Source organism: Proteus sp. GOKU (genome assembly GCF_015475555.1).
Lineage (GTDB): Bacteria > Pseudomonadota > Gammaproteobacteria > Enterobacterales > Enterobacteriaceae > Proteus > Proteus mirabilis_B.
In genome coordinates this window covers 961,512-973,478 of sequence record NZ_CP034105.1, presented here as the reverse complement: position 1 = coordinate 973,478, position 11,967 = coordinate 961,512, and the positions used below count along the sequence as shown (strand labels likewise).

The following is an 11,967-nucleotide window of genomic DNA, read 5'->3' as shown; positions in this document are numbered from 1 at the left end:
ATAATCCAACCAATCCATTTAATAATATTCGAGTTTAAAACGCAGGGTTGCTTGGTAATTACCTGCTCGTGGAATTTCGTTATTTTTGACGAGTCTTGCTTGATATAGCAAAGACAACGATTTTGTATCAATATCCACAGGAGGTAGAGGTTTCCCTGGTATTGCCAATCTTCCATAACGGTCAGCAATAGCTAACGAAACACCTTTCGCGTCACCAAAAAGTTGGAATAATCCGTTCTGTGCGGGGCCTTCAAAAGTAGCAATAAAACGAGGACGCTCAGCTTGTGTACCTTTCTGGTCAACAAGAGAACATTCTGTTAAGCGAATAGAAAAATATTCAATAGGACCTTGGCCTTCGACAGCTAAGGTTGGAATAGACACGGTACTTAAAGAGATAACTTGCTCTCGGCTTCCTGCTGAGATGGTACATGTTGGTTCTAAAATAGAGCCTTGTAGACTAACCACGCCGAATCGCTGATGTGATTTTACATCTTGTTTTATGTCGGTCACTGCTATTACAGGTTTAACAAATAATCCTGTTGCAACAAGTAATAATAGTGGCACCATTTTGCGATTCATTGCGCTCTACTCCATAAAATAAACCATAAAAAAATAATGCTAGAAATGAAGCCCTATACATCCTTATACAGGGCTTAAAAGAACATCTATTATTGGTAAGTTAATGCGAAAGTAGCGATCGCAGTAAAGTCACCAGGTACAGCTGCATCTGTTGCAGAACCTTTTAAGTAAGCTGCAAAGTTCAGATCATTGTTACCGTCACGTAATGTTTGAGCTTTAGTTGGTTCACCTAATTTGATTTGTGTACCACCTGCATCAGTAATAACAACTGCTGCATTTTGCGCTAAACCTTCGATACCTAAAGAGCCAGGCAGGATAGCCGCTGCTTCAGCACCAGTGAAAGTAGTTTGAACTGTTTTATAAGTTTCAGTAGAGCATTGCAGTAATTTGATTTTGAAAGTGTTAGAAACGCTACGGCCGCCATCTTTCAGTGCATTTGCTGAAACTTGTCCTAGTGGAACACGTTGGTCACCTGAGTTAGGATCAATTGAACATGGAGCATCGATGATTGAACCCCAAAATTCTACAGTACCATGACCTTGATCAGCCGCGAATGCAGAACCAGCAGCAACTGTTAAGCCTAAACCTAAAACTAAACCTAATTTATTTAATTTCATCTTTATGTTTCCTGAAAATATAAGAACGAAGATATTTAAAATAATAAAATTCAATATAAGCAAATTGCTTAAATGAATGACACACTAAATAGAGTTTCTATATTTTGATAAATTTCATCTAACCAATTTCATATTTAATTATGAAACCAGATAAAGGAACCGTATCAAGTTGGATATATTATTCGCTCGGGTTTTATTTAAGTCAAACCACCAAAAATTAATTAAACCTATTTTATTAATTTACTGATATTAGGTGTATTTTTTACATTTTCATACAAAATATTACTTTTTGAAAATGACGAAATGGAATTTAAAACCAACAAAATACTCTTAAAAAGAGAAATATGAGATTTAAATTCTGCCATCTCAAAATTTAAAGTTAAAAGATCTAACTTTCTTTTTACGAATAGGAGTAATTGTCAATTAAGTAACATTTTATTATTTATTTATCTTAACCTAATATAACCAAAATTTTACATATTGAAACAAATCAAATCTAATATATTGATTTATAAGTAGATCAAAATAATGAATTTGTTAATTGATTTATTATCATTATTTACTCCCATGCGGAAATCACATTAAATAAATCTTTTAATGATAATCTTAAATTGAATTGGATATTAAAACACCAACCCCAACAATATATAACTCATTGTATTTAATAGATAAATTAATAGTTACATCTTTTATAGTTACGCATATTTACAATAAATAACATAAAAAGAGTAAAAAAATTATAACACATTGATTTATAATTAATTATACAAATAAGTCAGTCAAGAATAGAGTGTTTTGATAATAATTTAACACTTAGACATAAGTATTTATACTTAAGAAATTGAAGTCAAAAAGCGAGTTTTTTATACGACTTGCATTTTTTGATTAAGAACACTCCTATATGTTAACTAGCTGATAATTCAAAAAAGAAATTCGTGTAATGCTCATTTCCCCCTCAAAAAAAACCAAAAATCTAATCATTTGATTGAGAATAATTACGCCTTTTTTGGGTAAAAAATTTAATGTATTTACTAAGAGCTACTTCAAACATTTAAATTATTTATTTATTGGATTATTGACTATTTTACGTATTGCTACTAATTTTATTATTAGCTTATTCATATTATTACTTTCCCACAGAATCCACATATTTTTATCCAAACAGAAACACAGTAAAATACATTTCATTCACATTAAATATATATTAACTTAACATTACTCATTTAAAGCGTATATATATTAGTCGTTATTACTTGTTTTTTAATTATCAAATCTTTTTCAATAAGAATATTGGAATTTTTTTATCTTTACGATAAATTAGGAATAGTTTTATATTATTTGAATAGATTTAACTCATTTTTGAATAGTTAATTAATTTAAAGAAGTAAGTTTTAAGGTATATATTGGAAACAATCTTTTATCGACCAAATGATAACAAGTTAATAATTTAAATAAAAATAGAGAATTCCATTAATATTATTTAATTATTCAACTCACCACCTCTTAATAAGAATGTCATTATTAGAAGATCTTTATTTAATAAATTAAGTTAGATTTATTTATCTTTTTCATGATGTAATAAAAAAAAGACATGTTTAACTTAATAGAAGCCTATATTTGCAAGACACTCGCTTTAAGAGTATTCCGATCCCGCTTTTCAAGAAAAATACCTGTTTTAGATAATTATTATCATCATAAAATGATAACTTTACTTTTATGACCCATTTTTTCCTCTTATCAAAGTGTAAAAATTGATTATCTATCCCCTCTCTTTTTTGCTGATTACACGATCAATAACTCAAGTTTAACTAACAGTACTTAGTATTTTTTAGCATAAAAAAAGGGCAGGGTTTCCCCTGCCTTACCAATTTGGTAATCAATCAAAGAAAAAGCATACGCTCTAAAACACCAAGTTTGAGTTCCTTTTAGCGATATGCATTAGTATAAAAAAACATCAGGCATCGCTTCAGCAGTGATGCTACTGCGTTTATCAATTCGCTGATTTTCAGATGAAGATTTCGAGGTAAAGCAGTCTTCGAAAAACCAATAAATAGGAGTATTCAGGTAATTCGCTAACAAAACGAGGTAACTTAAATCTATTTTATTCATTCCTCTCTCATAGCGAGAAAATTGCTGTTGGCTTACACCTATTTTTTCAGCAATCTGCACACCGGTATAACCTAATTCTTTACGTTTTTTCTGAATTCTCTTGCCAACTAATGCATTAACATCAATATCTGTAAAATCGTAATTCATCATAATATTCACCCATTATCATGATTAAGGCATCGTTAAAATAATTGAACCTGAACCAGAGAAATAGCCCGGTGCAACGCGACCATTGGTATGTAAAACTGATTTAACCTCTACGGGTATCGTTCCATTTTTAGGAACATCAATGACAGACCCCTTTTCTCCCGGGTGTCCATCAAGAAATAAATCGGCATAGAGACTGTTATCTGCTCGTAATGGCACTCGTCCACTATCTGAACCTGATGCAATAACCAGAACTTTCATTGCCAAGTTACAAGTCACATTAATATTTTGAGCGCGTTCCGCATTTTCCAAACTCACTTCATCAATATCGCCATAATTTAGATTTACAGCTCCTTCTGTTATTTTGCAGGCACCTACTGGTGGCGGCGCGATACCACATAGTGATCCTGGTAATAAACGTCCATTTGGAGACCAACCTCCTTCCTTAGATTCATAAAATAGTCCAACACACTCTTGATTTGAGGTTAACGGATCACCATCGTGTCTTGCCGTTCCTTGTATTGGAAAACTTTCAACTTTCATTACTGCTTCACGAACCCCTGCTAAATACTGTTCCTTTTCAACACGAACAATACTTCTTACTGCCGACCCCGGAGAACCATTAGCATCATGTTTATGGTTAATGGTTATCCAGCATTTACTCCAGCCATAACAAGGATTGGGAGTATAAGGATCTTCAGGATCCCAACGCTGAATAACATAGGTATAAGTGGCGTGAGCTGGCTCACCTTCAGAATGTGTAATATAAGAAAAGATAGATGCCATCGTAGGTGCTGAAAACAGCAAACCTATTGCAATACATAAAGCCGGAAGTCGCTTTAATATGGACATATAAAACCTCAACCCTAATAATTAGTCATAATTCAAATGGAATGTGGCTATTGCGCTAAACGGGCCGCGTTTAATGGACTGGTTAGCAATCGCATCCGGCTCCCCTTGAATAAAGGCATAAAAATTTAAAATCGTGTCATCTGCATTTAATGACATTTTGTCTGTTTCTTTATTAACAGGTAGCGCATTTCCATTTTCAGATTCCAGTCCAACAGCAATACCCGCCGCTTGACTACTTGGGCTGATCGCTAAAAAACCTTGTCCTGCCATGGCTTGATTTTCATCACCTTTAAAGGTGATTTTGACACTTTTACCAATCGTTAAGTCACATTCAGACAAACGTATTTGAAACAATTTGCTGGGTGTTCGTTGATACGCATAAAGGTTTTTATCCGGAATATTGCCAAAATCTAACTCAACGGTTTCGTCCCCGGGCTTTATGGTGCAAGGCTCATCGACCAATATGCCGTGAAAGCGCATATTATCTGGCGCAGAGAAAGCGGTTGATGTTAATCCCATAAATGTGGCAAAACCCAATACGAACGGGATCGATAATCTTGTTATATTCATCAATACGCTCCTATTGGTATTCAGCAAGCAGTGTTGCAGAAACTTCAAATGCACCTTCAGGCAAAGTGCTCCCCGGCCTTTTAACAGGTACTGCTTGGATCACCGGTGGATTATCGGGTGATATCGCAATACGCTCGTTTAATTTAAAAGGCTTACCATCTTGCGTGAGATGAATACCTAAATCAGGAATATTGGTTTGTAGCGCTGCTTCATCAAACTGTGTTTTAGGGCCAATAATAGAAAGCCCTAAATCCCAACCTTTTAAATTTGGATCACAGACCAATCGGTAATTCACGGATTCGGTGTAGTTAATGCCATCTACTTTATGAATACCTACATTGTGCCCAAAATAGACATCAATCAGTTCGTTGTTACTGATGACACAAGGTGGTGGCACTAATAAGGTGCCAAACAATTTCATATTAGGTGCATCTGCGCTCATGACAGAATAAGAATTCAGTAATGCAATCAGGCACATGTACTTTAATTTATTCATCTTCTGACCTCTTACTGATAATCCACATGCAGTGTGCCACTTGCGACAAAATCACCACCCACTAAGGCTTCATTCTGATCACGAACAGGAATAGCTTCTAATTCAGGTAAGTTGGGATAGGTAAAATTCACCGCCTTACCTAAATCTAATAAGTTTCCTTGATACAGAATACGCACGCCCAATCCTGTAATATTTGTTTGTAGCGCATTTGAATCGAAGCCAGTTGCGCTACCCGTAACATAGACTTTCATCGCATTTGTCGGCATTTTTTGGCAAGTCGCGGTGTAGTGAATAGGCTCTTTATAACGAACACCATCAATACGTGTACTCATCACCTCACCAAAATTAACTTCGATCATTTTGCCGTCATTAATTAAGCAAGGCGGGGGCGCAATGACATTCCCTGAAATATTGATATAAACAATTCCCGGAATGACATCTTTCACCGCTCTAGCGGGTAAATTCGCAACAGCAGTAAAACTTAGGCCTCCAGTAAACGTTGCCAAAATAAGAATCAACACTGCTTTGCTTGGGCTAAACCGCTGTTCCATTTTCATAAAATAGACCTATTTAGTTTCCTGCTGATGTTTCTGCGACTTTGCATTCATTGCCATTACAAGTGAATTTCATCTGTGGGCGTCCACCGTAGTCATTGATGTAACTGAGTACAGGTGATGCACCAAATGCAGAAATATGCAGATTTATCGTTCCTGTGCTTCTAGGGGCAATCATGATCGGTTCAAAACCGTCGAGGCTTTTTCCTTGTAATCCTGTTAGCCCATCCACTAATGTCACGTAATAAGGTGTTGGGTTATTCACTTCATAACGATCACCTTTCTTTATTAAGGTGATTTTTTCCTGCCAAGGATGGGTGAGATCCGTTTGTGTGGCGTAAATTGATGCGGGGCGATAAAACAGTTTAATTCGTGTTTGTAATGCAATTTGCAACACGTTAGGTTTATCACTACGAGGTGGAATTTCACGCAAGTTGAAATAGAAAACGCTTTCTCTATCTTGTGGTAACTTGGCAATATCTGGTAATGACTGCACTTTTACTTGGCTTTTATCGCCCGGCTCAATACGCTGAATTGGAGGCAAAACTAATAATGGGCTGTCAATACGTTCTCCATTTTCATTTTCCATCCAGCCCTGAGCCAAGTAAGGTAGCTCTTTGTTTTGATTGCTGACATTTAAGCTAATAGATTTATCTGCACCATTAAAAATGACGCGCGTTCTATCTAAAGCAATCGCAGCAAGGGCTTGACTAGTAAAGACCATTCCAGTTAATAAAGTGGTTGTTACAATGAATAAGCGCTTTGATAACATCATTTTGAATTACTCTTTTTGTCTGAAATTATTTTTATCTTTCCCTTCTTTCCTAACCTTATTGTGTAATCAGTTGAGGCTTAGGTAAGGGCTCTGTTCTTTGATTGATTGTCGAAGGTGTTGCATCTCCATCACTACAAGTCAGTAATAATGAAGACATAAATAATCCTTCAACTAATGTTGGAATACGAACTTTGCACTGCTCCTGACCATTCCAACGCACACTCAATACATCATCACTATTAATCCCCGTCAGATAGACATTCCCACCATCATTGACAATACCAAGCTCACGCCCTTTCTCGGTTGTGACACTGGCACCAAATGGTGGATAAGTTCCGTCTTGTAAGCGAATGACAGCCATGGCTTTTTGTCCCGAAACCACATCAAAGTGGCGGTAGCCTATTGCACCTTCTGTTAGGGTTAATTGTTGAATTGAGCGTAATGCTTCAGCGTTATCTGGCATCTGATCAAGGTCGATACTGGCACTGCTGCGGTAATAATCATTGATATCAGGCAGTACGGCTTTACCAAAAGCATTGGTACGAGTAATAGCGCCGATACTTTTCACTGGTACATCAGAAATACCATCTGTATCAACCAATAAACGAGTACTACCAGTACGACTTGTACGGTGTAATGCACCACCTTTTGGTGTTAATGTTGCTCCACCTTGTAGTGATAATGTGGCTGATGTGTATTCGCCATTAATATGGCTCGCACTGGCAGTGACCAATGCAGCATCAGCATAATGCATGAGATAGGCATCTGCGGATGGTTTACCGTTACTGCTTAAACCAGCACCAACACGATAGCTACTATTGTCATCAATACGATCGTAATAACTGACATTATGTGAATTACCGTGCTTATTAATCACAGTGTTGTAGCTAATGGTCGCGCGATCGCTCCAAGGCATACTGACATTCATATAAACGCCATTATCATTGGTGCCATTAAATTTATTGCGAAACGCTGACAAACTGAGATTGATATTTTTAAAGCTACCAATATCCATCGTTTTGGCTAACGATAGGTTATAGTTATCATTATTAGGTTTATTCCAATAAGTCTGATGACTATAGTTTAAGTAAGCACTCAACCCCCATTCAGGGAACTGCTTACTAAACATAATGGTATAAAGCTCTTTATTGTTATCTTCTTCACCACCACGATAACGGCGATCTAAATATTGATTCATACTCATAAAGTCACGTTCAGAGAATCGATAGCCTGCGAATGTCACTTGGCTATTTATTTGTTCAAAACGTTTTGAGTAACTTAAGCGATAGGAACCACCGTGATAACGCTTATTATCACTTGGAATTTTTGCCCAAGAATGTGTCGCATCAAAAGAGATAGCACCCAGTGCCATCAGGTCACGACCAATACCAGCAGAAACCGAGTTATAATCTCCCGAGACTAATGAACCACCATAAAGTGACCAACCGTTACTGATCCCCCATGAGAATTCACCCATACCAAAAATAGGACCTTCTGTATTACGGTTCATATCCGACGGTTTACCCGCAGATAATTTATATTGCACTCTGCCGGGACGTGTTAAATAAGGAATACTTGCAGTATCCATTTGGAACTCTTGAACAGATCCATCTTGCTCTTCAACACGCACATCTAATTTGCCACTTACTGCATCATTGATGTCTTGAATACGAAACGGTCCCGGAGCCACCTGAGTTTCATAGATCACACGACCTTGCTGGCTAATCGTTACTTTCGCATTTGTTTTTGCTACTCCCGTTACTTCAGGGGCATATCCCCTTAAGTTAGGTGGTAGCATATTGTCATCCGTAGACAAGTTAACCCCAGTAAAACGGAAGTTATCGAAAATATCAGAGCGTGAATAAGTCTCCCCCATTACAAGGCGAGCCCCTAATTGCGTAATTGCTCTATAAAGATAAAGTTGGTTCCATTTCCAACTATTTTCAGTGCTATCAGGAAGACCCGTTGTATGCTGATAACTTGCTTGCCAATCGGCACGGAAACGCCAAACACCAAGGTTTGCTCCCACGGTTCCTAAACCTGTAACTTGTTGGCGCTGTTTCCCTTTAGCGGGATCGGTCACGTTAGCATTGACGTTATAGTCGAAAAGTACGCCTGAGATACCATGATCCCAACGAGACGGTGGATCCCAGTTTGGTGCTGAATATTCAAGATACGCTTGAGGAATAGTAAGAATAAGATTGCCATTTCCCAGACTTGCATTTACCGTCATTCCGGGAATAGAAGAGATATCAAGACAACTTCCATTATCTTGATATTTCACTTTTTCAGCCCATTCAGGTTTGAGCCCTATTTGGTGGATCAATTCTGGTGGTAGGCAAGCCTCGCTACCTTTAGGATCATTAGCTGGCACAACATAGTTAATGTTATAAAGTTCAGGGAGTTCATTATTATTCACACGAACAACAAACTCATATCGGCCGGGCATAATATAGCCAGCACGAGAGAAATCTGATAAGTCGATATTTTGCTTATCTTTTAGATCCAAAATATCGGCATTAAATTCAATATTACTATTTGCTAAAGCTGAACTTGAAATACTGGAAGCGCCAGTAAGAATTAAATAGATCAGTACAGCAACAGGCCGAATAGTATGTTGTTTTTTCTTTTTTTCCGTCCCTAAACCAACGGTTTTGAATGTTCTAACCATAAGTTATCCAACCCGATCCATTTAATAGTATTCCAGCTTAAATCGCAGCGTTGTTCGGTAATTTCCAGCTTTTGGTATTTCGTTGTTTTTGACTATTCGCGCTTGGTAAAGTAACGCCATTGATTTAGAGTCAATACCAACAGGGGGTAATGGCTTACCCGGAATTGCTCGTCTGCCATAACGATCAGCTATCGCTAATGACGCACCTCTTGCTTCACCAGAAAGTGCAAAATTACCATTCCCGTTAGAGGGACCTTCAAACGTTGCAATAAAACGAGGGTTGTCCGCTTCCTGACCTTTTTGTTCAATTAGCGTACATTCCGTTAATCTGATAGAAAAATACTCAATAGGTCCTTGCCCTTCAGTCACCAGCATCGGAATTGAAACCATTGTCAGTGGAATAACTTGTTCACCACTTCCTGCTGCAATCGTGCAAGATGGTTCTAAGATCGAGCCTGAAAGATTAAGTACCCCAAATCGCTGATGCATGTTTTTATCTTGTTTTACATCACTCGCTACTGCTGTTGTTGTCAGTAAGCTGGCAATAAGGCATAGCCATAGTGGTGTCATCTTGCGATTCATATTTTTCTCCGTAAGAAAAAAATCGTTAAAAATAGACACAGGAAAAAAAGCCCTGTACATCCCTGTACAGAACTCATTTTTTCTTACTGATAAGTCAGTGCGAAAGTTGCGATTGCAGTGAAGTCACCAGGAACAGCAGCTTCTGCAGAAGAACCTTGTAAGTAAGCAGCAAAGTTCAGATCGTTATTACCATCACGTAATGTTTGAGCAGCACTTGGTGTGCCTAATTTGATTTGTTTGCCACCAGCATCGGTGATAACAACAGCAGCATTTTTAGCAATACCTTCAATACCTAAAGAACCTGCTAAGATGTCTGCATCTTCTGAACCAGTGAAGGTTGTTTGAACAGTTTTATAAGTTTCTGTTGTGCAATTCTCTAAAGTAATTTTAAAATCACGAGAATTACTACGACCGCCATCTTTTAATGAAGCAGTAGAAATTTGACCTAATGGAACAGTTTGATTTTCTGAATCAGGATGAATAGAACAAGGTGCATCAATAATTGAACCAACAAATTTAACTGTACCGTGACCTTGATCAGCAGCGAATGCAGAACCTGCAGCAACAGATAAACCTAAGCCAAGAACTAACGCTAATTTATTTAATTTCATCTTTTTGTTTCCTAAAATATAAAGGACGAAGACATTAAAAATAATAAATTCACTAGGAATAAATAATTCCTAATTGAATGACTCACTTATTGAGTTTTTGAATTTTGGTATATCTGTGCCCCGTCCTAAACGAAATTAAATATCGTTAGAAACAAAACAAAATACACCAAATTGTTTTGTTAAAAATTTTCATCTCGAAATTAAACGTATTTAGATAATCAATCTTTAAATATCGGAAAAAGAGTTTATAATTCTAAGTGCAAATACTATAATTTGTGAAAAAAGTAAAAAAATTTATTTCTGGATTTTAAACAAAGTAACCAATCATATTCGTTTTTTAAAATAATGATAAATATCAATATGTTAATTAAGTTAAGATATGTGGTTAACATTAAATTTGACTTAAGTGAGAAGCCAGAGAATAATAGTAAACAATTTGGTGTATTCTGTTTATTTCTCTAAAGATGCCTGAATTCCTATCTCTGCTCGTTTTTCACTTTTCCAATCAATAACTTTCATTTTCTAAAAATAAATAAGCTTTCAATAAACTTGTTTAAAATGAACAAGTAAAAGTGAAAGCATAAAAAAAATACAACTCTTTATTGATGCATATTACTTGTTATAGTGATGCAACAATTGACTTTTGTTCCTTGTTATCTCATTGAAAAGGTTATAAAAAATGAAGCAACGTAAGTTTCTTACACGTTTTGAGATCAATTCTATTTTGAAGCAAGCCAAGGAAGGACGGTATCCAGAAAGAGATTACTGTATGTTTTTAATGTGTTTTTTACATGGATTTCGCGTTAGTGAGCTATGTAGATTAACCCTCAGCGATATTGATTTGGAAAGTCGGATACTCTATGTCAGACGTTTGAAGGGGGGGTTATCTACAACGCAGCCAATTATCGAAGAGGAGTATGAAGCGTTAGCTAACTGGTTGAAAAAACGAGAAACATGGAGAGAAGCGGATTCTGAATGGGTGTTTTTATCTCAAAAAACGGGTCCAATTTCGCGTCAACAAGTCTATGGATTACTTCGCCGTTTAGGTAAGAAAGCTAATGTATCCATTACTCCTCACCCTCATATGCTACGCCATGCATGTGGCTATGCTTTAGCTGATTTGGGGCGAGATACACGTCTAATTCAAGATTATTTAGGACATCGTAATATTTCACATACTGTTATCTATACTGCAAGCAATTCAAAACGCTTCGTTCACATTTGGGACGCAAGAAATTAACAATTACTTTTTTATTAATATACACTATGAAGATTAATACACTAAATATAGTAGGCTATACTTTTACAATAAGAATAAAGTTAATTTTTAATATAATTAAGAAATTTAGGATTTGTTTTATACTAAATAAATAACTGCGGTTGTAGATATTAATAAGTTATTAA

The 11,967-nt window shown here is 36.4% G+C and carries 12 protein-coding genes; 1 reads left to right on the top strand and 11 read right to left on the bottom strand.

The features are described 5' to 3' along the window. Positions 1-18: 18 nt before the first annotated feature. From EHE21_RS04455 to EHE21_RS04405, 11 genes are all read right to left on the bottom strand, one after another. Positions 19-579, bottom strand: coding sequence for a fimbrial protein (locus EHE21_RS04455; RefSeq protein ID WP_270754177.1), 561 nt, complete (start codon positions 577-579; stop codon positions 19-21). 89 nt (positions 580-668) lie between these two features. After that, complete coding sequence (locus tag EHE21_RS04450; protein WP_194951958.1) at positions 669-1,196, bottom strand: fimbrial protein; 528 nt, start codon at positions 1,194-1,196, stop codon at positions 669-671. Positions 1,197-3,134: 1,938 nt separating this feature from the next. Then, complete coding sequence (locus tag EHE21_RS04445) at positions 3,135-3,455, bottom strand: helix-turn-helix domain-containing protein (protein ID WP_088493554.1); 321 nt, start codon at positions 3,453-3,455, stop codon at positions 3,135-3,137. Between the two features lie 21 nt (positions 3,456-3,476). After that, complete coding sequence (locus EHE21_RS04440; protein ID WP_194951957.1) at positions 3,477-4,304, bottom strand: adhesin; 828 nt, start codon at positions 4,302-4,304, stop codon at positions 3,477-3,479. Positions 4,305-4,325: 21 nt separating this feature from the next. Beyond that, the gene (locus EHE21_RS04435) at positions 4,326-4,874 is read right to left on the bottom strand and encodes a fimbrial protein (RefSeq protein ID WP_194951956.1); all 549 of its coding nucleotides are present in this window, start codon (positions 4,872-4,874) and stop codon (positions 4,326-4,328) included. Between the two features lie 10 nt (positions 4,875-4,884). After that, positions 4,885-5,370, bottom strand: a complete 486-nt coding sequence (locus EHE21_RS04430) for a fimbrial protein (protein ID WP_023581062.1) — start codon at positions 5,368-5,370, stop codon at positions 4,885-4,887. Between the two features lie 11 nt (positions 5,371-5,381). Continuing rightward, positions 5,382-5,927 carry a fimbrial protein gene (locus EHE21_RS04425; protein ID WP_088493558.1) on the bottom strand — a complete coding sequence of 182 codons (546 nt, stop codon included), beginning with the start codon at positions 5,925-5,927 and terminating at the stop codon, positions 5,382-5,384. A 13-nt stretch (positions 5,928-5,940) separates the two neighbouring features. Beyond that, on the bottom strand, positions 5,941-6,699 hold the full coding sequence (locus EHE21_RS04420) for a fimbria/pilus periplasmic chaperone (protein WP_194951955.1): 759 nt from the start codon (positions 6,697-6,699) through the stop codon (positions 5,941-5,943). Between the two features lie 55 nt (positions 6,700-6,754). Continuing rightward, a complete protein-coding gene (locus tag EHE21_RS04415) occupies positions 6,755-9,370 on the bottom strand; it encodes an outer membrane usher protein (RefSeq protein ID WP_088493560.1) in 2,616 nt (871 codons plus the stop codon). A 21-nt stretch (positions 9,371-9,391) separates the two neighbouring features. Further along, the gene (locus EHE21_RS04410) at positions 9,392-9,940 is read right to left on the bottom strand and encodes a fimbrial protein (RefSeq protein ID WP_153050571.1); all 549 of its coding nucleotides are present in this window, start codon (positions 9,938-9,940) and stop codon (positions 9,392-9,394) included. Between the two features lie 95 nt (positions 9,941-10,035). Further along, positions 10,036-10,563, bottom strand: a complete 528-nt coding sequence (locus EHE21_RS04405; protein ID WP_023581066.1) for a fimbrial protein — start codon at positions 10,561-10,563, stop codon at positions 10,036-10,038. A gap of 679 nt (positions 10,564-11,242) precedes the next feature. Here EHE21_RS04405 and mrpI point away from each other — a divergent pair. Continuing rightward, positions 11,243-11,803, top strand: coding sequence for a phase variation DNA invertase MrpI (mrpI, locus tag EHE21_RS04400; protein ID WP_194951954.1), 561 nt, complete (start codon positions 11,243-11,245; stop codon positions 11,801-11,803). Positions 11,804-11,967: the final 164 nt, after the last annotated feature.

Excerpts from the sequence above, each read along its gene's own strand:
- mrpI (WP_194951954.1), top strand. The coding sequence starts at position 11,243 with ATGAAGCAACGTAAGTTTCTTACACGTTTTGAGATCAATTCTATTTTG.
- EHE21_RS04410 (WP_153050571.1), bottom strand. The coding sequence starts at position 9,940 with ATGACACCACTATGGCTATGCCTTATTGCCAGCTTACTGACAACAACA.
- EHE21_RS04425 (WP_088493558.1), bottom strand. The coding sequence starts at position 5,927 with ATGAAAATGGAACAGCGGTTTAGCCCAAGCAAAGCAGTGTTGATTCTT.
- EHE21_RS04420 (WP_194951955.1), bottom strand. The coding sequence starts at position 6,699 with ATGATGTTATCAAAGCGCTTATTCATTGTAACAACCACTTTATTAACT.
- EHE21_RS04405 (WP_023581066.1), bottom strand. The coding sequence starts at position 10,563 with ATGAAATTAAATAAATTAGCGTTAGTTCTTGGCTTAGGTTTATCTGTT.
- EHE21_RS04430 (WP_023581062.1), bottom strand. The coding sequence starts at position 5,370 with ATGAATAAATTAAAGTACATGTGCCTGATTGCATTACTGAATTCTTAT.
- EHE21_RS04445 (WP_088493554.1), bottom strand. The coding sequence starts at position 3,455 with ATGATGAATTACGATTTTACAGATATTGATGTTAATGCATTAGTTGGC.
- EHE21_RS04440 (WP_194951957.1), bottom strand. The coding sequence starts at position 4,304 with ATGTCCATATTAAAGCGACTTCCGGCTTTATGTATTGCAATAGGTTTG.
- EHE21_RS04455 (WP_270754177.1), bottom strand. The coding sequence starts at position 579 with ATGAATCGCAAAATGGTGCCACTATTATTACTTGTTGCAACAGGATTA.
- EHE21_RS04435 (WP_194951956.1), bottom strand. The coding sequence starts at position 4,874 with ATGAATATAACAAGATTATCGATCCCGTTCGTATTGGGTTTTGCCACA.
- EHE21_RS04450 (WP_194951958.1), bottom strand. The coding sequence starts at position 1,196 with ATGAAATTAAATAAATTAGGTTTAGTTTTAGGTTTAGGCTTAACAGTT.
- EHE21_RS04415 (WP_088493560.1), bottom strand. The coding sequence starts at position 9,370 with ATGGTTAGAACATTCAAAACCGTTGGTTTAGGGACGGAAAAAAAGAAA.